Source organism: Nocardia sp. NPDC004654 (assembly GCF_040609595.1).
GTDB lineage: Bacteria > Actinomycetota > Actinomycetes > Mycobacteriales > Mycobacteriaceae > Nocardia.
The window spans coordinates 563,212-585,897 of sequence record NZ_JBEXKI010000001.1 but is presented as its reverse complement, the minus strand read 5'-3'; the positions used below and the strand labels follow the sequence as shown (position 1 = coordinate 585,897).

Here is a 22,686-nt window from a genome sequence, read left to right as displayed (position 1 = left end):
CAGTGGATTTCGAGATCGTCACCTTGGATGAAGGTTTGGTCGCCGGACTGACCATCCCGCTGGCCGGCCGTGAGGTGGCCGCCCGCGACCTGGACCTGGTGAATTTCACCTGGGACCGCTACCTCGCCAGGGAGAAGAACGTGCCGCGCGTCGCGGCCTACATCGGCCAGAACGACCACGCCGTCGCCGTCCTCGGCTACGAGGTCGCCTCGCTGGACGATTTGGACCAAGGCGACGTCGTGACCCGCATCCCGCACGGCCGCTACGCGAAGTTCGTCGTCTCCGACAAGCCCTACGACCTGCTGCGCACCGCGTGGGCGCAGGTCGCCAAGGCCGAGAGCGCGGGCATCATCACCCGCTCCCACACCGCCGAGATCGAGCGCTACACCGGCCCGACCTCGGTCGAGGTCTACGTATCGCTGGACTGAGTCCGGCTTCGACGCGGCGTGTCCGCGGCCCGTCTCGATCGGGTCGGGGCACGCCGCTCGCGTAGTCCAGCCGACACCTCTCACCGTGTCGGCCGCACCTCACAGCACCCGTGAGACCTGGTACGCGACCCCACCCTCGATCAGGTATCCCGAGCCGACGCAGACGATGTCGTTCAACCAGGCGTACTCCTTCGCGCCGGTCTCGAACATGGGGGCCGTGCGCCAGTAGTACTCGGCAGGGTCGACCTGACGACTCTTGACCGGGTCGGCGATGTCCGCGCGCAGTTCGGCCGGGACGATCCAGCGACCTCCGTAGGTCATGTGCACCAAAGCGCCGTCATCCGTGCGGAGTGTCAGCCGGACATCCAGCGACATTCCTCCGTCGGAACGGAACAACGCCCAGTCACCGCCGCCGGGCAGTACCTCCCCGCGTAGCGCGGGGCCCGAGAACGACCCGCCCGCCGCGCCGAAATAGACGCGCTTGCCGAACGGGCCGTCACCGATGGTCAGCCGTGGGGCCAAATCGACCGCCATGTCGAAGAGGTGCGTCGTCGCGATCTCGTCGACGGCCTTCAAGCGCGCGTCCGACCTCATGTCATCACCTGTGCGAGTAGTCATGAATTTAAACGTACGACCTATCGTATGTTTAAACAAGACATGGCATGATGAAGACGATGAGCGAACTCGAGCAGCAGCACAGCGCACGCGGCGACTTCCGTTCGCCGGAACGACCGGAGCCGGTGATCACCGATCAACGCCTTCTGCGCGGCGCGCAGACCAGACGCACGATCGCGCGCCATGCCGTCGACGTCGCCTCCCTCGAAGGGCTCAACGGACTCAGCCTCGGCAGGCTCGCCACCGATCTAGGGCTCAGTAAAAGCGGTGTCCAGACACTGTTCGGCACCAAGGAGAACCTGCAACTCGCCGCGATCGACAGCGCGCGAGAGCAATTCGTCGACGCGGTCGTGCGACCGGCCCGCGGCGCGGCGCACGGTACGGCGCGACTGCGCGCGCTGATCGAACACTGGATCGATTACGCCACGGCACCGCTCTTCCCCGGTGGCTGTTTCCGAGCGGCCAACATCGCCGATTTCGACAGCAGGCCGGGCCCGGTCCGAAACGCGCTCGTGCGCGATCAGACGGCGTGGGTCGATCTGCTCGCGAGCGAGCTGCGCATCGCAGCGGACGCGGGCGAGATCGCCGAGCTCGACGCCGATTTCGCCGCCTTCCAGATCGACGCGGTGCTGTGCGCCGCGAACACGGCGATGCGCCTCGGCGACGCGGACGCCGCGCACAAGGTGCGCCGGGTAGTCGAAGGGTTCCTCGCGCCCCCACGCTGATCTCGCGGAATTCGCTGCGGCACAACGGCTACCGGAAACGGCAAGCCGGCCGCAGAGTTGATCTCCGACCGGCTTCCCTGAGGCCGAAGCGGACCTGTGCAGTCCGCACCCGCGTGCTCAGACCGTCGCGTCCTGAGCCGCGGCGGTCACGACCAGGCGGCGACGCCTGCTCGGCACCATCAGGGTCGGGTGGTTGACGCTCCACGCGGCGCCCTTGCAGATCAGCTCCTTCACGCGCGCGCCCTTGCGGCCGACGTCGACCTTCGAGGTCGGCTGATCCTCCTTGGTCACCTTCTGCACGATGGCATCGTGGCGGCCGAGGCTGATGCACTGGCTGTTGTAACCGATCGGGGCGTCCGGGACCGCACGTCCGGTCAGCCGGGCGGCAATGGCATCGGCGCCCAGCCAGGCCATCGGGGAGGCGGTGGCGCAGCCCATGCGCAGCGTCTTGCCGCCCACTCCGGCGGCGTGCGCGGCATCGCCGACGGCGTAGACGTCCGGGTGCGAGACCGAGCGCAGGGTGGCGTCGACGACGATGCGCCCGGCCTCGGAGACGGTGAGCGTGCTGGCGGCCGCGATCGGGTGCGCGGCGAAACCCGCTGTCCAGACGGTCATCCGGGCCGGAATCTCCGCACCCGATCTGGTGACCACGCCGTCCCCGGTGACGCGGGTGACGTCGGCGTGTTCGTGCACGGTGATGCCGAAACGCTCGAAAGAGGCGCGCAGGTGGGTCTGCGCCTTCTCGTCGAGCCAGTCGCCGACGCCGCCGCGCGCCGCCACGGCGACCTTCAGATCCGGGCGCGCTTCGGCGATCTCGGTCGCGGCCTCGATGCTGGTCAGGCCGCCGCCCACGATCAGCACGGTCTCGCCCGCCACCAACTCGTTCAGGCGCTCCCGCAACCGCAGTGCGGCCGGCTTGCTCGCCACATTGTGAGCGTGCTCGGCGACGCCGGGCACGCCGAAATCGGCGATGGTGCTGCCCAGGGCGTAGACCAGGGTGTCGTAGGGCAGCGTCTCGGCGCCGTTCTCGCCGATCAGCCCGACGGTCTTGCGATCCGCGTCGACCGAATCGACCCACGCGATTCGCACCTGAACACCGGTGCCCGCGAACACCTTCCGCAGCGGGCGGGCAGGCAGGTCCTGACCGGCGGCGAGCTGGTGCAGGCGGATCCGTTCGACGAAATCGGGATCGGCATTGACCAGGGTGATCTCGATGTCGTCGCGGTGTAGCCGCTTGGCCAGGCGGCCGGCGGTGATGGCTCCGGCGTACCCGGCTCCGAGGACGACGATGCGGTGCTTCATGGTTTTGCTCCTGTCTCGGTGGGTTCGATACCTGAACCGGACAGGGCTACGAATGCTGACAACTACCGACTGTGATGTGGGTCACCACAGTTCGGGCAGCGGCGCTCCCGGCGCGTAGGCGGCCCACTGGCGGTTGGCATGTGCCAGCTTGTCGGGGTTGACGTGGGCGTGCACGGCGGCGATGCCGTCGACGGTGACATGCAGGACCACGATGCCGACGACCCGATCCTCCGACACCAGCACCAGCGCGGGCATGCCGTTGGCGATGGCCGCGAACATCTCGGGCTTGCCGCCGAGCTTGTCCCACGTACCGTTCGAGGGCTTGATCGCGAGACGCACGAACCGCGCGATGCGCTCCGCGCCGAGAAGCGGCCGGCTCAGCGTCGCGATGAATCCGCCGCCGTCGCCGAGGATGGAGGCATCGTCGGTGAGCAGTGCCACCAGCGTCTCGGTCCGTCCACTGACCGCTGCGGCCAGGAATTCCTCGACGATCCGTCGAGCGGCGGCCTCGTCGACCTCGATGCGCGACCGCTCCATCGAAAGGTGCTGTTTGGCACGACGATAGACCTGCTGGCAGTTGGCTTCGGTGATGTCGAGCAAACCGGCGATCTCTTGGTGCGGGTAGCCGAAGGCCTCGCGCAGCACGTACACCACGCGCTCCTTGGCGGTGAGCCGCTCCATGAGCGTGAGCATGGCGATCGATACCGATTCCCGCTGCTCCACGGTGTCGGCCGGACCAAGCATCGAGCCGCCCGCCAGCACCGGCTCCGGAAGCCATTGCCCCACATAGGTTTCCCGGCGGGCGCGGGCCGAGCTGAGCTGGTTGAGGCAGAGATTGGTGAGCACCTTGGTCAGCCACGCCTCGGGCGTCTCCACGTACTCGCGGTCGGCGGCCTGCCAGCGCAGGTACGTCTCCTGCACCGCGTCCTCGGCATCACTGGCCGAGCCGAGCAGGCGATAGGCGATCGCTTCCAGGCGGGCCCTGGAGCCTTCGAACAGATCGGCCTCGCGCGTGAGCAACATGCCGCCATCGTCGGCCATGCGTACCGGGCACGTCCACCCGCGCCCGGCCGGACCTTCGAATCCGGGCACGCACTATGCGACCTCTCCGCGGAGTTCGACTGCGACACAACGACTCCCGGAAACGGCGAAGCCGGTCGGAGAGTGGTTCTCCGACCGGCTTCCCGCGTCGACGAGTAGGACTTACTCCGCGTCGATGATGAACGCTTCCAGCTGGGCGCGGGCGACGTCGTCCGCGAGCTGCTTCGGCGGGGACTTCATCAGGTAGGCCGAGGCCGGGATGACAGGTCCGCCGATGCCGCGGTCCTTGGCGATCTTGGCCGCGCGCACCGCGTCGATGATGATGCCCGCGGAGTTGGGCGAGTCCCACACCTCGAGCTTGTACTCCAGATTCAACGGCACGTCGCCGAAGGCGCGACCCTCGAGGCGCACGTAGGCCCACTTGCGGTCGTCGAGCCAGCCGACGTGGTCGGACGGGCCGATGTGCACGTCGTTGGCGCCCAGTTCCTTCTTCAGGTTGCTGGTGACGGCCTGCGTCTTGGAGATCTTCTTGGACTCCAGGCGCTCGCGCTCGAGCATGTTCTTGAAGTCCATGTTGCCGCCGACGTTGAGCTGCATGGTGCGGTCGAGCTGCACGCCGCGGTCCTCGAACAGCTTGGCCATCACGCGGTGGGTGATGGTCGCGCCGACCTGGCTCTTGATGTCGTCGCCGACGATCGGGACGCCCGCGTCCACGAACTTCTGCGCCCACACGGGGTCGGAGGCGATGAACACCGGGAGCGCGTTGACGAAGGCGACGCCCGCGTCGATGGCGCACTGGGCGTAGAACTTGTCCGCCTCTTCCGAGCCCACCGGCAGGTAGGACACCAGGACGTCGACCTTCGCGTCCTTCAGGGCCTGCACCACGTCGACCGGCTCGGCCTCGGAGAGCTCGATGGTCTGCGCGTAGTACTTGCCGATGCCGTCGAGCGTCGGGCCGCGCTGCACGACCACGTCGGTCGGGGGCACGTCGGAGATCTTGATGGTGTTGTTCTCGCTGGCGAAGATCGCCTCGGCAAGGTCGAAGCCGACCTTCTTGGCGTCCACGTCGAACGCGGCGACGAACTTGACGTCGCGGACGTGGTACCGGCCGAACTTGACGTGCATCAGACCGGGCACGGTCGAGGTCTCGTCCGCGTCCTTGTAGTACTGCACGCCCTGGACCAAGGAGGAGGCGCAGTTGCCCACGCCCACGATGGCCACGCGAACTTCGGTGGCGTTCTCAGCCGTATTGATGTCACTCATGGCCGATGGTTCCCTCTTTCTGTGGTGCCGCCTTCGTTGATTGCTCCGCCGCAATCAACTCGTTGAGCCAGCGCACTTCGCGCTCGCTTGATTCCAGACCGAGTTGGTGGAGCTGGCGGGTGTAGCGATCCAGCGACCCGCTGGCCCGTTTGATCGCTTCCCGCAATCCCTCTCGGCGCTCCTCGACCTGCCGGCGCCTGCCCTCCAGGATTCGCATCCGCGCTTCCGCGGGAGTGCGACTGAAGAACGCCAGGTGGACGCCGAAGCCGTCGTCGGTGTAGTTCTGCGGTCCGGTGTCGGCGAGGAGCTCGGTGAAACGCTCCCGCCCTGCCGGGGTCAGCTGATAGACCCGTCGCGCGCGGCGCATGGTGACGCCCGCGACGTTCTCCTCCGCGATCAGCCCGTCCGCCTGCATGCGCCGCAGCGTCGGATAGAGCGACCCGTAGGAGAAGGCACGAAACGGCCCGAGCAGACCCGTCAGCCGCTTGCGCAGCTCGTAACCGTGCATGGGCGCTTCGAGGAGCAGCCCGAGAATTGCCAGCTCGAGCATCGGGCGTCACCCCCTGACTGTTGTGCAGACCTAACCAATAGATGCGACTTCCGAGTATATCGCGCCGATATAACCGGGCACAGCGATGGTCGATACATGCGGTGTGTGCGCAGGTCAGCGACCGGGCGGGCGGACTTCCAACGGTTCGCCGTCGAACAGCACGGTCATGAAGCCGCTCTCGTCGACCTCGTTGCGGACGAAGATCTGCAAGCGCGGCTGGGCGTTCTTCTCGGCTTCGCGCTCGATGCTCACGTGCGAGATGGGACTGCCAGGCAGCAGCAACGACTGCGGGGCCCCCGCGAGCAGCCGGGAGACGACCGGGAGGTCGATGGTGGCGAGGTCGACGGTCGGAGTGTCGAGCTTGCGCGCCTGCGAACTGCTCGACGCGTCGAAATCGCCGTCGAAGTGGAAGTACTGGGACCTGTTGTTCACGTTGCGATAGAAGATCGCGTACCGCGGATACACGGTGAGATCGTCGACGACCGTGTCGCCGAACTCGGCGCGGTACCGATCGATGAAGTAGGCCAGGCCGGGGCCGGTGGTCAGGTCCGGCAGCGGATCGGCGGCGACGCGATCGGCCCCGCCGCGGCCGACGCAGCCGACGAGCGCGCCGAACAGCGCGGCCGCGAGCAAGATCGCCGCGGGCAACCACCACCCGCGGCGGCGTCCGCCACGCACGACCGGCGCGTCGACCAGGTCGCCGGGGATCTGCAGGTCGGCGATCAGCTTGTCCAGCTCGCCGAACGACTGCGCCTTCATCGCCGCCTTGGTGCGGGCGGTGTGCTCCTGCTCGGTGAGCTGGCCGTCGGCGAGTGCCGCGTCGAGCAGACCGCACACATCGGCGCGATCGGTGTCGCGGGCCCGCAGCCGAGCGGTGTTCGACGCCATCCCGCCCCGGTTCATCGGACCTCCCAGACCTTCAGCACCTCGCCCGCGGGCGTGAGCACGACGCGACCGTACTGGCCGCGCTCGTTCTTCACTCGAATCTCGACCAGCGGCCGACCCGGCGCCGTGCCGGAATCGTCGGCGGAGACGTCGATCGAGTCGACGACGCCGTCGGGCACCTTGGTCAACCCGGGCGCGTCGGCGAGCACCTTGCCGATCGCCGCGACATCGAGAACGGCCAGGTCCACCGTCCGGGTGTCGGGATCGCGCGTCGTGACGGTGTCGTGCCGCCGCTCGAATCCGCCCCAGTAGTCCCAGTCGACGGACCACCGCGGGCCCTCCGGCGCGACCCGCTGCACCGAGGCGAAATTCTGGTGCAGCGCGAGTTCGTCGACGATGGTGTCGCCGAACTTCTCGCGATACCGGTCGCGGAACAGCGTCATGCCCGCGACCGTGTCGAGTTCGGGCGTCGGCAGCACCAAGGGCTGCACCGAATTCGGATCGAGCGTCTGGCGAGACGTCGCCGTCACCCCGGCATCGTCGCGTCCCGCGGCGACGTAACCCGCCCACACGCCGAGCACCGCCGTGACACCTACGGCGACCCGGAACAAGAGCCGACGGCGCGACCGCGGCGGAGTGGGCGACGGCGCGGCGGCGCGCTGCAGATCCGCGACCAATTCCGCCAACTCAGCGAGCGTTTTCGCCTCCGAGGCGAGTTCGGTCGCCGCCTCGTGTTCCTCGGCGCTGAGCTGCCCGTCGCCGAGTGCGCTGTCCAGCGCCCGAACGGTGTTGGCGCGATCGACATTTCGCGCCCGGGTGTGACCGGCGTAACCCGCACGGGATCGACCACGTCCCAACGGTTTCCGTGACACGCCGCGTGGCGTCAGATCTCGCGCGGCCGCCGGGACCTGGAGATCGGACGTCAAACGCGCCAGCTCACCGAGTGTTTTCGCCGCGGATGCCTTGGCCGTTCGCTCGCGATACTCCTCACCCCCGAGCTGCCCCTCCGCATAGGCCGCGTCCAACACCCCGCACGCATGGACTCGATCGATGTCTCGCGCTCGCATGCGCCCGTCATTCCCGGTGGACACCACCGAATCGTAGACGGCCCCGACCCTCGCCACCGGCGAAATCCCTATCGACGAAGGCCGGTGCGCCGCCCGAACCAATGCCCCGCGCGGCCTAGATAAGCCCGGTGGACCGAGGCGCTCGCGCCCGCGCCCCGCTACTCTGGTTGGCGTGCGAATTCAGCGGCAGGTGGTCGACTACGCGCTCCGGCGCCGGTCGCTGCTGGCTGACGTCTATGCGGGCCGGGTCGATGTCGCCGAGGTGTGTGATGCAAATCCCTATCTCCTGCGTGCGGCGAAGTTCCACGGTCGGGGGAGCGAGGTCACGTGCCCTATCTGCCGGAAAGAACAGCTCACCCTCGTATCCTGGGTCTACGGCGACGGCCTAGGACCGGTGGCTGGTTCGGCTCGCACACCCGAGGAGCTCACGCGCCTCGCCGAGACTCGCGAGGAGTTCTCGGTTCATGTCGTCGAGGTATGCCGCAGCTGCAGCTGGAATCATCTGGTGCAGTCCTACGTGCTCGGCAACGCCCCGGCGCCCACGCGTCGCCGTACGGGTACCCGAGCGAACCGACGTACCGCCGCCGAGTGATGTGCCTGGTCATCTGCCCGTTGGGTGACATGCGGAGCCCACACGTGTCCGCTGCGGTGCCCGTGACCGCACCGAGCCAGCCTGACCGATACGAGTTATGGAGATCTTGTCAGTGAATTCGCCTTACGAGACTTCCCCCTACGGCGATGAACCGCACGGCGGCCGTACTCAGCGAAGTTCACAACCGGCTCCGAACCCGTCACCAGGCCAGCGCCAAGCGCCGCCGCCCGGTTTCCGTCCGCTGCCGCCCCCGGGCGGTCCGCGCCCGGGTGGCCCGCAGGGCGGCCCGCGTCCCGGCGGTCCGCAGGGTGGACCCAACGGTGGCGCGCGCGGTCAGCAGCCGCCGCACCGTCCCGGCCCGCCGCCCCAGGGCCGTCCTCCGCAAGGTCGTCCCCCGCAGGGTCGTCCGCCGGAGGGTCGTCCGCCGGAGGGTCGTCCGCAGCCGCCCGGTGGCGCCGCGGGCGCGACCCAGCGCATTCAGCGGCCCGGCCAGAATCCGCAGGGCGCGCCGCGACCCAGCTCGCTGAGCGAGGCGGTCGCCGAGCGCGACCGGCGGTCCGGTCCGAGCGCCGCCGTCCGTCCCGCGGGCGGCGCGCGGCCGAACACCGGCCAGCGGCCCGCGATCGACCGCGATCGTCGTCCGAACGGTCCCGTCACCGGGGAGCGCCGCGCCCAGTCGGGTCAGCCGCCCTCGGGCCCGCCGCCGCGCCGCAACGGCGGCGGTGACGGTGGTTCCGGCGGGGCGGGCAAGCGACCCGGTGCGAAGCGGATTCCGTGGAAGCTGATCCGCCGGACCCTCTACGTGTGCATGGCCCTGGCCATCGTGGTGCCGAGCGCCGTCTTCCTCGTCGCCTACAGCACGGTGTCGGTGCCGCAGCCCGGCGACCTGAAGACCAACCAGGTCGCGATGATCTACGCCAGCGACGGCAGCACGGTGCTGAGCAAGGTGGTTCCGCCGCAGGGCAACCGCACCGACGTGACCATCGAGCAGATCCCGCCGCACGTGCGCAACGCGGTCATCGCGGCCGAGGACCGGGATTTCTACACCAACCCCGGCTTCTCGATCTCCGGCTTCGTGCGCGCGGCCCGCGACAACGTCATGGGCAAGGAGAGCGCGGGCGGTGGTTCGACGATCACCCAGCAGTACGTGAAGAACGCGCTGGTCGGTGACGAACGCTCGCTCACCCGAAAGATGCACGAGCTGGTCATCTCGGCGAAGATGGCGCGGCAGTGGAGCAAGGACGAGATCCTCGCCGCCTACCTGAACACCATCTACTTCGGTCGCGGCGCGTACGGCATCGACGCGGCGTCCAAGGCCTACTTCGGCAAGCCGGTCCAGGATCTGACCGTCGCCGAGGGCGCGGTGCTCGCCGCCACCATTCAGCTGCCGTCGCTGCTCGATCCGGAGAAGAACCCGGAGGGCGCCAAGACGCGCTGGAACTACGTGCTCGACGGCATGGTCGACGGCGGCAACCTGAAGCCCGCTGACCGGCAGGGCATGCAGTACCCGCAGGTGACCCCCGTCGCGCAGACCCAGGACAAGACGCTGGATTCCGGTCCCGAGGGCCTGATCAAGACCCGAGTGCTCGAGGAGCTCTCGGAGGCGGGCATCAGCGAGCAGCAGCTCAACACCGCGGGTCTGCAGATCACCACGACCATCGATCCGAAGGCGCAGCAGGCCGCGGTCGACGCCGCGACGAGCAAGATGCAGGGCGAGCCCGAGCAGCTGCGGACCGCGGTGGTGTCGATCGACCCGCGCACCGGCGCGGTGCGCGCTTACTACGGCGGCACCGACGGCCAGGGCTACGACTTCGCCAACGCGCCGCTGCAGACCGGTTCCTCGTTCAAGGTGGTCGGCTTGGCCGCGAACCTCGAACAGGGCATCCCGCTCTCGCAGATGTACGACAGCTCGCCGCTGACGGTGAACGGCATCAAGATCACCAACGTGGAGGGCGAGTCCTGCGGCATGTGCACCATCGCCGAGTCGCTGAAGCGTTCGCTGAACACCAGCTTCTATCGGATGCAGCTGGACATGGGCAATGGTCCGCAGAAGATCGCGGACATGGGTCACAAGCTCGGTATTCCGGAGGAGCTGCCCGGCGTCGGCAAGACCCTGTCCGAGCCGGACGGTTCCGGCCCGAACAACGGCATCGTGCTCGGCCAGTACCAGGCCCGGCCGCTCGACATGGCCTCCGCTTACGCCACGCTCGCCGCGTCCGGCGTGTACCACCAGCCGCACTTCGTGCAGCGGGTGGTGACCGCCGACGGCCAGGTGCTGCTCGATCGCGGTGACGTCGCGGGCGAACAGCGCGTCTCGGCCGCCGTCGCCGACAACGTGACCGCGGCGATGAAGCCGATCGCGCAGTACTCGCGCAACCACAACCTGGCGGGCGGCCGCGAGTCGGCGGCCAAGACCGGTACCGCGCAGCTGCTCGACACCGGCGAGAACAAGGACACCTGGATGGTCGGCTACACACCGTCGCTGTCCACCGCGGTCTGGGTCGGCAGCGTGGACAACTCGCCGCTGCGCAACTACGCCGGCGCCATGATCTACGGCTCCAGCCTGCCGTCGGACATCTGGAAGGCGACCATGGACGGCGCCCTGCAGGGCACACCGGTCGAGACCTTCCCGAAGCCCGCGCCGATCAAGGGCCAGGCGGGTGTCCCGGAGTGGACCGCGCCGTACACCCCGCCGTCGACCGTCGACGCGCCGGTGCCGCCGGTGGTGATCGCGCCGACCCAGGTGGAGATCCTGCCGGGCATCACCATCCCGGTCCCCGGCGTGCAGCCCAACCCGCAGACGCAGCAACGTCCGCAGCAGCGTGAGCAGGATCCGGGCCCGCTGCCCGGCCAGCCGGTCGCCCCGACCGGCGGTGGCTCACCGACGCAGACCGGCTCGCCGCGTCCGGGCGGAACCGGAAACGGCGGCGGTGGAGCGGGCGACAGCGGCGACGAAGAAGGGTCGAACAGCCCGCAGCCGACGCGCAGTCGATAACAGCCGAGGCCGCCCGGGAAAATCCCGGGCGGCCTCGCTGTTTGTCCAGTGCACGCGACTGGCCGCGCCGTCGTCGGCCTGAAGCGGCCTGGCACCCGACGGGATCAGACGCGGGTGATGTACCAGAATCCGTTCGGGTCCTGATAGCAGCGGTCGTGCACGCCGGCCCAGGTCAGGCACTCGGAGTACGAACGGTAGCCCTCGAGGACGACCCAGTTGCCCTCGCCGACCTCGACGCACCTGTCGCGGACGCCTGCCCATGTCAGACACTCCGCATACGACGGGTACCCGGCTGATGCGTTCCCCGCGAGTCCGAAGACCGCAGCGCTCGCTATGGCGAGCACCGTCAGCAATTTCTTGAACATATAGCCCCAACGGCAGCCGTGTGCGCCGGTTCCATCGACCGAGTGCTGCCAGTCGCCCACACTCCTGTCACGTCGGGGCCGTACGACGGCTCAGGCGGACCTACTAGGCTCGGGTTCCGTGACCGATCAGCAAGTGGTGGACGTGCGGACGGGAGAGGCCGCGCGCTCCAGCGGGGGCTCTGGTGGCGGGACACACTACGTGGCGCCCGCGCCGCTCGCACCGGACCTACGCTCGGCCGACGCGCGGGATCGCCCGAGCCGCAACGATTCCCTCGCCGCGCAGCTGAGCACCGTCGTCGGCGGGCCGGTGGGCGATCACGCGCTGATCGGCCGGGTCCGCTTCTGGACACCACTGCGGGTCATCTTCGCCTGCACTGTGATCTTCCTGGCGCTCGGCTGGGCTACCAAGGCGGGCTGCATCCAGCAGACGGACGCCGGTGACGGCACGCTGACGCTGGACTGGAACAACGGCCGCCAGTACGTGGCGATGTGCTACTCGGACACGGTGCCGCTGTACGGCGCCGAACGCCTCGACGAAGGCGCGTTCCCGTACAAAAAAGCCTGGGTCGAGAAGACACCCGACGGTGGGCGCGAGACGCGGTACATGGAATACCCGGTGCTTTCGGGTCTGTACCAGTACGTGTCCATGCAGATCGCCAAGACCTGGGACGCGCTGCCGCTGCCCGGCGCGCTGCAGGTGGTCATCTACTTCAATGTCGTCGCGTTCGGCCTCGCCCTCGGCTGGCTGGTCACCGTGTGGGCCTCGGCGCTGCTCGCCGGACGCCGGATCTGGGACGCGGCGCTCGTCGCGTGCTCGCCGCTGGTGATCGTGCACGCGTTCACCAACTTCGACGCCCTCGCGACCGCGTTCGCCGCCACCGGCCTGCTGGCCTGGGCGCGGCGCAGGCCCGTCCTCGCCGGCGTGCTGCTCGGGCTCGGCGGCGCGGCGAAGCTCTATCCGCTGCTGCTGCTCGGCCCGATCGTGGTGCTGTGCCTGCGGGTGGATCCGATGCACCGGGTGCCGAGCACGCGGCTCGGGCTGCGGATGCGCGATATCGACGGTTGGCGCGCGGCGCTCACCTGGGTGCGCGAAACCCCGTACCGCATCCAGTTCCTCAGCTTCCGTCCGCTCGGCGCGGCGATCGTCGCGGTGGTGGCCGCGGCGGGCACCTGGCTGGCGGTGAATCTGCCGATCGCTGTGCTGTATCCGAACGGCTGGCGCGAGTTCTTCCGGCTCAACACCACCAGACACGCCGACCCCGACTCCATCTACAACGTGATCACCTCGTTCACCGGCTGGACCGGATTCGACGGCGAACTGAACCACGGCGAGGCGCCGACCGTGCTGAACGCGGTCTCGCTGCTGCTCTTCGTGGTCGCCTGCGCCGCGATCGCGTATATCGCGCTGACCGCGCCGCGCCGCCCGCGCCTGGCCCAGCTCTGCTTCCTCGTGGTCGCGGCGTTCCTGCTCACCAACAAGGTGTGGAGCCCGCAGTATTCGCTGTGGCTGGTGCCGCTCGCCGTGCTCGCGCTGCCGCACCGCCGAATCCTGTTGGCCTGGATGACGATCGACGCGCTCGTCTGGGCGCCGCGCATGTTCTACTACCTCGGACTCGACCGCAAGGGTCTGCCCGAGCAGTGGTTCACCGGCACCGTCGTCCTGCGCGACCTCGCGGTGCTCGGGCTCTGCGCACTGATCGTCTGGCAGATCTACCGGCCGGGCGAGGACCTGGTACGCCGCGATTTCGTGGACGACCCGGCAGGCGGCGTCATCGACCGCAGCGCCGATCCGCTGCTGCCGTGGTTGCCGGAATTGTTGCGCCCCAAGGCGACCCCATCCCGCACCGGCTGAGCCGCGCGATCGTCGACCGAAGGTGACCTATGGTCGGTCCGAATAGCTCACGGTCACCTTCAGTCGGATTGCGCCCATGCGGTATTCGACCGAAGGCGGCCGCCAATGGCTGACGGTCACCTCGATCGGTAGCTACTCCGAACGCAAAAGCTTTGCCGCCCGCTGCGGATCGCTTGGCAACAGATCCAACTCCAACTGCCAGGCGCTCCCGGTCCACGGATCGAACAGCGGGGTGTCCTCCACAGTCGGCAGGTGACGGCAGGCCTGCGACAGCGCCGCCACGGTGCCGTCCGGTGATTCGGACTCGTCGCTGCCGACGATCACGATGGACAGCCCGATCAGATCGCCACGCAGGGTCAGCGCCGTGATGCGCTGGGCGTCGGAGGCCTGGTATCCGTGCGGGAAGTCGGCCGCGAGCAGCACCCGATGCTCGGCGGGCGGTGTGAAAGCGCCGCTGTTGTAAGCCATTTCGGCCAGCTCGGCGGCGTCGACAAGGGCTTGCAGTCGCGCCGAGATATCGCCGTGGTCGGTGATCGGCGGACCGTTCAGCACCGCTCCGAGCGGCGCGAGCAGTCCGGTGAACGCCCCGGTCAGGTCGATGGCGTCGATGCGGGTGCGCCTGCCGGGGTCGGACGCGAGGAGCCGGGCCAGCAGTGCGCCGACCACCGGAACGACCGCCGCCGAATGCTCGGTGTCGATCCACAGCGGCCTGGTCAGCGGCACCGGCACACAGTACGGGATGCGCAGCGACCCGCGTTCGATCGCGTACAGCTCACCCAGCCGGATGCCGTCGCTCGGCTTCGCGCGGCCCTCCCAGGCCGGTGACGACCAAGAGGCCAGCGCGGGCGGCAGCAGCCGGTCGGCCTCGGCGAGCTCGCGCATCAGATGCTCGCTGTCGCGCCGGTGATTGCCCTCGGCGACCGCGACGAGTTCGTCGCTGCGCCGTTGTGCTTCCTGGCGCTTGGCCTCGGCGACCGGGGTGTTCCTGGTCGCGGGATCGGAGACTGCGGCCGAGAGTTCCTCGTCCAGCCGTTTCGCCGCGTAGTCCCGTGCCGAGATGAGCGCGGCGGCCGAGCGGGCCGCGTCCTCGAAGATCATCCACAGCCGTTCCAGACCGTGCGACACCTCCAGCCCGGGACCACCGGTCGGATGCTGGGCCTGCTGCGGCCCGGCGATGGCGTCCCGGTCACTCGCGGGATGCGGGGCGTGCGCCGCGGCATCCGGTCCACCGGACACCTCGACGCCGTGCGCTGGCAGCAGCACCGGCAGCCCGCCCGCGTAGCCCTGGCCGACGGCGCGCACCTTCCACGCGTCCCCGCGCCGGTAGACCTCGAGGCAGATCAACGCCGCCTCCCCCGCCGCGGGCGCGATCGCGAATTCCGCGGTGACCGTGCCGTTCTCGGAGAGAGACGCGGTCACCGGCCCGAGTTCGCCGCCGCCAGGCGCCGCGGGGTCGGCGCTGACCACCAGCAGCACCGCCTTGGCGTCGGCGCGCACCTCGGCCAGGGTGATGCTCACCTCGTCGCCGTCCAGCGCGACGCCGCCGGTGCTCGGCTGGTTGTAGAAGACGAAGTCCGACGCGTCGAACACGCGCAGGTTCTCCGCCACCACCAGCGCGGAAACATCCAGCGCCGCACCGGCTTTCGCGCTGAACCGAAGCACCTCACCGTTCAGCGGGATGTTCTGGCCCGCCTTCAGTTGAATCACGTTGTCCGCCATGCTCTTCGCGTGTACCTCCGGCAAGCCTGCCTCAGAGGAAACGGCCGAGCTGGGGAATCGCCTCGCCGGGATGTTTGGCCTGGAAGCCCTCGCCGAGCGCCTGCATCTTCCAGTCGCCGCCGACCCGGAACACCTTCGCCATCGCCATCGCGGTGAACGCCATGCCGCCCGCCATGGTGTACCTGGCGAGCTCGGCGTTGTTGGAGCCGTCGACGAGACGGGTGAACGCGTTGCGCACCTGCTCGAAGGTGTGGCCCTTGTAGGAGGTCACGATGAACACCAGCGAGGTGATGTGCGCCGGGATCCTGGTCAGGTCGACCAGGATGACCTCGTCGTCGCCCTCGCCCTCGCCGGTCAGGTTGTCGCCCTGGTGGCGCACCGAGCCGTCCTTGGAAGAAAGCTGACCGTAGTAGGCGTAGTCGGCCGGGTTTCCGTCGGCGAACATGATCACCGAGGCGTCCAGGTCGATGTCGACGGTCCGGTTGCCGAACATGCCGCGGGTTTGCACCGGATCCCAGCCCAGACCCATCTTCACGAAGGTCAGCGCCTGGCCGCCCTCCTTGCGCAGCGTGACGCGCTGACCCTTCTGCAGGCTGACCGGGCGGTCCTTGCTCAGGCTCACCTCGCCCGTCGGCTGCGCGGCCTGCTGCGGTGCGGTGGCCGGTCCGGGCGGCGGCGGGTAGCCACCACCGGTCGGGGGCGCGTACCCGGGTCCGGGCGGCGGGTACGAGCCGCCGGTGGCGGCGTACTGCGGCGACTGCTGGGCCGGGGCCGTCTGCTGCGGGTAGTGCGCCGGCGGCGCCTGCTGCGGGGCCTGCTGGGCCGCGGGCGACTCGTCGACGGACACGCCGTGATCGGTGACCAGCGCCGCGAAACCACCCGCGTAGCCCTGGCCGACGGCGCGCACCTTCCAGGAGCCCTGGCGGCGGTACAGCTCCAGCGCGATCACGATGGACTCGGTGTCGAGCCCGTCGATCCGGTACTCGTACAACGGATTACCGCCGGCGTCGGAGACGATGGCGATCGGCGGCGCGGTCCTGCCGAAATTGCTGGAGGCGTCGTCGAGGGTGATCACCGCGCGGATCTGCTCGATCTCGGCGGGCACCGCGTTCAGCGACACAGCGAGCGAGGCGGGCTGTCCCGCGGGCGCGGGCTGCAGGTTGACGCCGGGGCCATTGGGCTGGTTGAAGAAGACGAAGTCCGCGTCCGAGCGGACCTTGCCCCGCTCGGTCACCAGCAGTGCGGACAGGTCCGCCGGTGCCGACAGCTGGACGGAGATCACCACATCGTTGGTGGCCAGCGGGCCGTTCTGGCCCTTGGCGAGTGTTGCGGACAAGGTCGACCCTTCGCTTGTCGGTGCGTACGTTTGCCACTCTACGAGAAACGGCCCGGCCACCGCCGAAGTAAACGCCGCGCGGGGCGTTGCGAACCCTGTGTGTCCGTTACAGTGACCGCTGGCAGCGGAACGCGACGACGACCCACGTTCCCGAACTGAGACAGCAGGGCAAACTCCCAGATGGCACAACTTTTCGAACAGTCGAAGAAGGTGGTCGAGGCCCATCTCGCCGGAACGAGCGTCCGCGCGATCGCCGGGTCGATGATCGCCTACGAAGGAAACGTGCAGTTCAAGGCCGCCGGATTCGGCGGAGGCGACGGCGTGCTCGCCGGGCTCAAGCGGCGCGCCACCGGCGAGAAGCTGTCGCTGATGGAATGCGGCGGTAACGGCAGGGTCTTCTTCGCGGTGAACGGCCAGCACGTGTCGGTGGTGAACCTGAACGGTGAGACGCTGCAGGTGGAATCGCAGCAACTGCTCGCGTTCGCCGGGAATCTGCGCACCGACGTGCGTTTCGCGGGCTTGCGCGGCGCGTCCACCGGGGCGGGGCTGTTCACCACCACCGTCACCGGCCAGGGACAGGTCGCGCTGCTCTCCGCGGGCGGCCCGCTGATCCACCTGGAGGTGTCGCCGCAGTATCCGCTGGTGGTCGATCCGGACGCGTTCGTCGCCGCGCAGGGCAATCTGAACCAGTCCTTCGTCACCGATGTCTCGTGGCGGACCATGGTCGGTCAGGATGCGGGCGAGGCGTTCTCGCTGCGCTGGGAAGGCCAGGGCGTCGTGTTGATCCAGCCTGCGGAACGGTAAGGGGCCGGGGATGTTCGAGAAAGTCAACGGCAAGGTCGTCAAGGTCGACGTCGGCATGGCGGGCGGCGTCGTCGCGCGCAGCGGCGCGATGCTGTACTACAGCGGCGACGTTTCCTTTGCGCCGCACCAGATTCCGGGCGCGCAGGGCATGGGCGGCGGCGGGCTGATGGGCATGGCGGGTCGCATGATGGCGGGCGAGCACGAGCGCACCATGCTCGCGCAGGGCAACGGCCAGGTGCACTACGGCTTCGCGGGGCTCGAGGTGCACGTCGTGCAGATGCAGCCCGGCGCGTCGCTGCGGGTGGAAGCCTCACGGCTCCTTGCCAATACCGCTGGCCTGCAGAGTTCGATCGTCTCGGTGGCGAGTTCCGGCGGCGGTGGCGGCGGCGGGCTGATGGGCGCGCTACGCGGCGCGGCCTCCGGTGCGCTGACCGGGCAGGGCATGTTCACCACCCAGCTGTCCGGGCACGGTGCGGCGGTGCTGCTCGCGCACGGCGGATTCCTGGAACTGCAAGTGGGCGGGCCGAATCCGATCGTGGTCGACCCGCAGGCGTTCGTCGCCGCGTACGGCAACGTGCAGACCGAACTGAAGACCGCGCTGAGCTGGCGTGACGCGGTCGGGCGCGGCTCCGGCGAGGCGATGCAATTGCATTGCGTCGGACAGGGTGTCGTCTACGTGCAGGCCTCCGAAGAGAAGTTGTGACCATGGCCCAGATCCTGAACCCGATGACGCTCGGCGAGAGCGACAACATCCCGGGCAACAGCTACGCCTACTGCATCGACCTCAACAAGCCGTGGTTCATGCGCAAGGGCGCGATGATCGCCTACTACGGCCAGATGAATTTCCAGCTGCTCACCCACGGCCTGCACGGCGGGCTGATGCACATGGTGTCGCAGCAGTTCTCGGCGCCGCTGTTCACCAACGACTACGTCGTCGCCGAGGGCCACGGCAAGCTGATCATCGGCGACCGCGGCTACGACATCAATTCCTTCGATCTCGACAACGGCAATCTCACCATCCGCGCGGCCAACCTGCTCGCCTTCGAGCCGGGTCTCGCGCTGAAGCAGTCGATAGTGCCCGGCTTCCTCACCCTGATCGGCACCGGCAAGTTTCTCGCCTCCTCCAACGGCCCGGTGATCTTCGCCGAACCGCCGCTGCGGGTCGACCCGGAATCGCTGGTCGGCTGGGCCGACTGCCCCTCCCCCAGCCACCACTACGACCACCAGTGGGTCTCCAGCTTCCTGGCGGCGGGCGCGGCGCGCTTCGGCGTGAACTCCGGTGAGGAACGGCAATTCGACTTCACCGGCGCGGGGACGGTACTCATCCAGTCCAGCGAGAAGGTCATGAGCGACTCGGTGCTCGTGCGCACCATCGAGGGCCAGCTGCAAAGCGGCGTCACCGTCGGCGGCCTGCAACGCCTGCAGAGTGTGATCGCCCAGCAGCTAGCGGGCCAGCAGCAGTACTGAGTTCGCGGACCGGCGCGACTCGTGCGCCGGTCCGACCTCAGTCGGCGAGCGGCGCCGCCTTGATGAACCAGTTGATGATCTCCTCGCCCGCGAGGATGCCGGTGGCGCGGGTGATGGTGAGGTTGGGGCTGGTCCAGTTGAGTTGTTCGAGTTCGCCGTGCCGCGGGCGGATGGCGGAGTCGGCGGCGCGCAGCATTTCGGCGTCCAGCGCGCCGTCACCGGCGGCGAAAGTCTTGGCCGCGTAGGTGAGTTCGCCGGATTCCATGAGGCGGCGGCGCACCTCGGCGACCGCGACGCTCTTGCAGACCGACTGCGGCATCGTGTAGATCTTGCGGCCCTGTTGAGAGGCCGACCAGCCGCGCTCGCGGCACCAGGCGTCCCATTCGGCCAGGAAACCCTCGGGCACCGCCTTGGGCTTGACCACCAGGTAGCAGAACAGATGGTCGGCGACGCGGAACTTGGTCACCCAGGAGTCATCGATCCTGGCGCGTAGCTCCGCGCTCACCTCCGACAGGGTGGCGCCGCTCTGGCGCACTCGCACGTCGATGTCGATGCGCCAGCGCATGTCCGGGACGCCGTCCACCAGGATGTTGCCGCCGTTGCTCGTGATCGCGTAGCGCCAGGGCGCCCCGGGTAGTCGAATCCGGTTGAACTGCTTGATGGTCCGGGTCGTCGTCGGGATGACGGCCGCCGGTTGGGTGAGCGTCTGCATGCGCAGCGCCGCGGCCGTCGTCATGAACGACAGCGGCGCGCCCTCCAGATGCTCGACGCACACCATCGGCACCTCCGAGGCGGTGCTGAAGGCGTTGCGCGAGTAGATCATCGTGCGGTCGAGATCGGTGGCGACTAGCGCTTGTCTTCGTGGTCTTACCAATAGCATCTACTTCGGTACTTCCTTGATCAAACCCATGCACGAGTACGCCAGATCGGGGACGACCTCGACGGGCACACCGCGCGCGGCGGCGAGCATCCGGATGTGCGCGTGCTCGGGGGCGTCGGCCTCGCGGACCAGCACCCGCCACGGCACGCGGCGCAGCAGCACCCGGGTGGTCTCACCGACCCCCGGCTTCACGAAATTCACACTGGCGATGCCGTATTCGGCACGCACCTTCTCCACCGAGGACCAGCCGGTCCAGGTGGGAGTCCGATCCGAGCCGAGCACCGCGGCGAGTTCGGTGGGCACGCGCGGGCGCACGGCGTCGAAAGCGCCGGTGACGGCGTCGAGCAGGCGCCCGGAGACGTCGTCGGCCGCCAGTTCGCGATAGAACTTCGCGCCGTGGAAGTCACCGGGCCCGATGAGCGTGTCGTTCAGCACGGTGCGCGAGATGAGACCCGACACTGTGGAATTCAGGCACGCGGAGGCGATCAGGAAATCGTCGCGGGTGCCGTAGGTGCGCACGCAGTGGCCAGGATCGGCGAGCACGGCGAGCTCGTCGTCGAATCGAGCGCCGCCCGCCGCGTGGTAGGCGTCGAGCGCCTCGGTGAGTTCCTTGGTGATCGCGCCCTTGCCGGTCCAGCCGTCGACGAACACCACCGAGGCCGGATCATGATGCCGGGCAAGGTAATCCAGCGCGGTCGCGTCGATGCCACGGTCCCGGACGATGGACACCGCGTAGTGCGGCACGTCCAGGCCGGGCAGTCCGTCCCCGCGTCCGGAGCGCAACCAGCGCTTCATCAGAATCCCGACCGGCGTGCCCGCGCGCGCGAGCGACACCAGCACGATGTCCTCGCCGCGCTCGGCGACCACGAGTTCGGCGACGGTGGCCACGGCGAGCGCCAGCCGCTCGGAGCTCTCCGCGAGCACCTCGTCGAACAGACCGCGATAGGCGGCGTCCGGCTGGTATTCGATCGGCAGCGATTCCGCGTAGTGCGCGACGCCCGCTTGGATGCGGCGCTCCCGCTCGGCGATGTCGGCCTCGAGGTCGGCGTCGGACAGATCTTTCAGCAGCCAGGAGACCTCGTCGGCGGCGTACGAGCCGAAGTCCGGCCCGTACAGGGGTGCGGGTAGCCGAGGCTCCCCGGTCGCTTCCGGCAACGTCGCGGCACGCACGGCGCGGTTCGTCTCGACCTCCTCGTCGACGTTCGCGGCCTTCGCTGTCGCACGCCGCTCGATGTCCAATTTACGCGGATCGGCGCCCGGCACGAGCGCGACGAGCACGTCGGCCCCCGAAGCGGTGAGAACGTCGACCAAACCGCCCTCCGCGATCAGCTCCGGCGTGTCGGCGGGCGGGTCGAGTACCACGATGAGGACCGGATCATTTCCGGTACCACCGTGCACGCCCGCGCCCGACGCACTGTCGCGCGCATCGCCTGCGGCGCGCAGGTCGTTCTCTGCGCCCCACGCGTCCGCATCGGCGGCCCGCACGCCATCATTCGCAACCGAGGTGTCCTCGCCGGCGACCCCCGCATCCCCGCCGGCGGCCCGCACACCATCTCCCGCGACCCGCGCATCGTTGTCGACGGCCGACACGTCCTCGGCCACGACCGAACTCTGCGCCGTGAGCTCGCGCAACTCCGCGTCGAAATCCTCCGGCCAGCAGGCGTTGTAGAGATACCGCGGCGCGTCCGCGTCGGATTCCGGTGCGACGAAACGGAACCCGCGCCGCAGCGGATATCCGGGCTCGTCCAGCACGTAGGCGGGCGAGCGGGTGGTGGTCTGATACCTCGTCGGGATGCCCGACTCGGCCAACGCCGCCGCCAACCGCAGCGGCAGGTACATCAGCTCCTCGTGCCCCAACACGATGACCGGACGATCCGGCGCGTCCACGGCCAGGCGCGCGGTCAGCACCGCGGCCGCGGCGGCGACGGCCGATTCGAAGGCCGGGGCGTCGGAATCCAGTATCCCGTGCCGTCCACCCTCGGGCACCGAATCGGGCCAGGGCAGCTCGATGCGACCGAACGAGCCACGCTGCGGTGCAATGGGATTCAGCGCCGGATCGGGCATCGAGGTGACGGCCTCGATCAAGCCTTCCGGCAGCTTGGTCAACCCCGAGGCCAGGCACACGGTGTCGATGCGGGCACCGAGTTCGGCTGCGGCGCTCTCGAATACGGCCCGATCCTCGGCGGTGCGCATGTCCACCAACGAGGCGAGCACGTAGTGCGAGCGCGGCGCGAAGTCGTGCAGCGCGCGCACCGCGTCGATCGCTGTAGCGCCAGTGGAGATCTCGTCGTCGACCAGCACCAGCGGCAGGTCGTTGCGGAAGATCTCGGCGGGCGCGGGTTGCAGCAGGTGCGAGGTGGCGTGCGAGTGCCCCTCCTCGAAACCGGCCAGGGTGTCGGCCTCCGGCACGTCACGGCGCGTCGAATGCAGGTAGCACCGCGCCCCGATTCGCGCCGCGACGGTGTGACCGAGACCCGTTGCGGTCTCGGCGAATCCGAGCACGACCGCGCCCGACTCGTCCGCCCGCTCGGTCAGCGCGGCCCGCACCAGATCACCGAGCCGGTTGCCCGCGTCGAGCACCACCCGCGGATCGGTGGGCAAATGCTTGCCGAGCACCGTCGAGACCAGCAGGTGCGCCCGGCGCGGATTGCGCCGCAAACCGGGCTCGATCAGCATCTCGATCGACAGCTCGGCGGGCAGCACGCCGTCGGAACTCGTGCCGTGACAAGACAGATGATGCAGTTCGATACCGAGTGTTCGGGTCGCCCACGGCGAGGTCATGCCTGCGCCTCGCCGACGC

General features: G+C 68.9%; 20 protein-coding genes. 8 read left to right on the top strand and 12 right to left on the bottom strand.

What is annotated here, in order from left to right:
• Positions 1–2: 2 nt before the first annotated feature.
• The gene (locus ABZV58_RS02610) at positions 3–428 is read left to right on the top strand and encodes a GyrI-like domain-containing protein (protein ID WP_067786841.1); all 426 of its coding nucleotides are present in this window, start codon (positions 3–5) and stop codon (positions 426–428) included.
• 99 nt (positions 429–527) lie between these two features.
• Here ABZV58_RS02610 and ABZV58_RS02605 read toward each other — a convergent pair whose 3' ends face one another.
• Positions 528–1,022: a DUF3237 domain-containing protein gene (locus ABZV58_RS02605; protein ID WP_354998416.1), complete on the bottom strand. Its 495-nt coding sequence runs from the start codon at positions 1,020–1,022 to the stop codon at positions 528–530.
• Positions 1,023–1,102: 80 nt separating this feature from the next.
• Between ABZV58_RS02605 and ABZV58_RS02600 the strand changes: the two genes are divergently transcribed.
• Complete coding sequence (locus tag ABZV58_RS02600) at positions 1,103–1,768, top strand: TetR/AcrR family transcriptional regulator (protein ID WP_354998415.1); 666 nt, start codon at positions 1,103–1,105, stop codon at positions 1,766–1,768.
• A 117-nt stretch (positions 1,769–1,885) separates the two neighbouring features.
• Here the strand turns inward: ABZV58_RS02600 and ABZV58_RS02595 are convergent, their stop codons facing one another.
• From ABZV58_RS02595 to ABZV58_RS02570, 6 genes are all read right to left on the bottom strand, one after another.
• The gene (locus ABZV58_RS02595; protein ID WP_354998414.1) at positions 1,886–3,070 is read right to left on the bottom strand and encodes an FAD-dependent oxidoreductase; all 1,185 of its coding nucleotides are present in this window, start codon (positions 3,068–3,070) and stop codon (positions 1,886–1,888) included.
• An 81-nt stretch (positions 3,071–3,151) separates the two neighbouring features.
• Positions 3,152–4,093 (bottom strand): RNA polymerase sigma factor SigJ, encoded by a 942-nt coding sequence (gene sigJ / locus ABZV58_RS02590; protein ID WP_354998413.1) that lies wholly within the window; start codon positions 4,091–4,093, stop codon positions 3,152–3,154.
• A gap of 180 nt (positions 4,094–4,273) precedes the next feature.
• Entirely contained in the window at positions 4,274–5,374 is a 1,101-nt protein-coding gene (locus ABZV58_RS02585) for an inositol-3-phosphate synthase (protein ID WP_354998412.1), read from the bottom strand.
• Positions 5,367–5,924: a PadR family transcriptional regulator gene (locus ABZV58_RS02580; protein WP_067786837.1), complete on the bottom strand. Its 558-nt coding sequence runs from the start codon at positions 5,922–5,924 to the stop codon at positions 5,367–5,369. Before ABZV58_RS02580 ends, ABZV58_RS02585 begins: the two co-directional genes overlap by 8 nt.
• 114 nt (positions 5,925–6,038) lie before the next feature.
• Positions 6,039–6,827, bottom strand: coding sequence for a DUF1707 domain-containing protein (locus ABZV58_RS02575; protein WP_354998411.1), 789 nt, complete (start codon positions 6,825–6,827; stop codon positions 6,039–6,041).
• Positions 6,824–7,900, bottom strand: coding sequence for a DUF1707 domain-containing protein (locus ABZV58_RS02570; protein WP_354998410.1), 1,077 nt, complete (start codon positions 7,898–7,900; stop codon positions 6,824–6,826). The genes ABZV58_RS02575 and ABZV58_RS02570 overlap by 4 nt, the downstream gene beginning before the upstream one ends.
• Positions 7,901–8,048: 148 nt before the next feature.
• Between ABZV58_RS02570 and ABZV58_RS02565 the strand changes: the two genes are divergently transcribed.
• Together ABZV58_RS02565 and ABZV58_RS02560 are read left to right on the top strand one after the other, a co-directional pair.
• Positions 8,049–8,468, top strand: a complete 420-nt coding sequence (locus tag ABZV58_RS02565; protein ID WP_162272772.1) for a DUF5318 domain-containing protein — start codon at positions 8,049–8,051, stop codon at positions 8,466–8,468.
• Positions 8,469–9,276: 808 nt separating this feature from the next.
• Positions 9,277–11,463, top strand: coding sequence for a transglycosylase domain-containing protein (locus tag ABZV58_RS02560; RefSeq protein WP_354999007.1), 2,187 nt, complete (start codon positions 9,277–9,279; stop codon positions 11,461–11,463).
• A gap of 104 nt (positions 11,464–11,567) precedes the next feature.
• Here ABZV58_RS02560 and ABZV58_RS02555 read toward each other — a convergent pair whose 3' ends face one another.
• The gene (locus ABZV58_RS02555; RefSeq protein WP_354998409.1) at positions 11,568–11,828 is read right to left on the bottom strand and encodes a hypothetical protein; all 261 of its coding nucleotides are present in this window, start codon (positions 11,826–11,828) and stop codon (positions 11,568–11,570) included.
• A 142-nt stretch (positions 11,829–11,970) separates the two neighbouring features.
• On the opposite strand from ABZV58_RS02555, the gene ABZV58_RS02550 reads away from it, so the two are divergent.
• Positions 11,971–13,680 carry a glycosyltransferase 87 family protein gene (locus ABZV58_RS02550; protein ID WP_354999006.1) on the top strand — a complete coding sequence of 570 codons (1,710 nt, stop codon included), beginning with the start codon at positions 11,971–11,973 and terminating at the stop codon, positions 13,678–13,680.
• Between the two features lie 132 nt (positions 13,681–13,812).
• On the opposite strand, the gene ABZV58_RS02545 is transcribed toward ABZV58_RS02550, so the two are convergent.
• Positions 13,813–15,399, bottom strand: a complete 1,587-nt coding sequence (locus ABZV58_RS02545) for a TerD family protein (protein WP_354998408.1) — start codon at positions 15,397–15,399, stop codon at positions 13,813–13,815.
• Positions 15,400–15,430: 31 nt separating this feature from the next.
• A complete protein-coding gene (locus ABZV58_RS02540) occupies positions 15,431–16,735 on the bottom strand; it encodes a TerD family protein (protein ID WP_354998407.1) in 1,305 nt (434 codons plus the stop codon).
• Positions 16,736–16,915: 180 nt separating this feature from the next.
• Here ABZV58_RS02540 and ABZV58_RS02535 point away from each other — a divergent pair, with 180 nt between their 5' ends.
• From ABZV58_RS02535 to ABZV58_RS02525, 3 genes are read left to right on the top strand one after another with little or no spacing between them, the layout of a single operon-like run.
• On the top strand, positions 16,916–17,539 hold the full coding sequence (locus ABZV58_RS02535) for an AIM24 family protein (protein ID WP_097246425.1): 624 nt from the start codon (positions 16,916–16,918) through the stop codon (positions 17,537–17,539).
• A gap of 10 nt (positions 17,540–17,549) precedes the next feature.
• Positions 17,550–18,242 carry an AIM24 family protein gene (locus tag ABZV58_RS02530; protein WP_141808141.1) on the top strand — a complete coding sequence of 231 codons (693 nt, stop codon included), beginning with the start codon at positions 17,550–17,552 and terminating at the stop codon, positions 18,240–18,242.
• Between the two features lie 2 nt (positions 18,243–18,244).
• Positions 18,245–19,006, top strand: a complete 762-nt coding sequence (locus ABZV58_RS02525) for an AIM24 family protein (RefSeq protein ID WP_354998406.1) — start codon at positions 18,245–18,247, stop codon at positions 19,004–19,006.
• Positions 19,007–19,043: 37 nt separating this feature from the next.
• Here ABZV58_RS02525 and ABZV58_RS02520 read toward each other — a convergent pair whose 3' ends face one another.
• Positions 19,044–19,829 carry an HAD family hydrolase gene (locus ABZV58_RS02520; protein WP_354998405.1) on the bottom strand — a complete coding sequence of 262 codons (786 nt, stop codon included), beginning with the start codon at positions 19,827–19,829 and terminating at the stop codon, positions 19,044–19,046.
• A gap of 57 nt (positions 19,830–19,886) precedes the next feature.
• Positions 19,887–22,667: a phosphoribosyltransferase domain-containing protein gene (locus ABZV58_RS02515; protein WP_354998404.1), complete on the bottom strand. Its 2,781-nt coding sequence runs from the start codon at positions 22,665–22,667 to the stop codon at positions 19,887–19,889.
• Between the last annotated feature and the right edge of the window lie 19 nt (positions 22,668–22,686).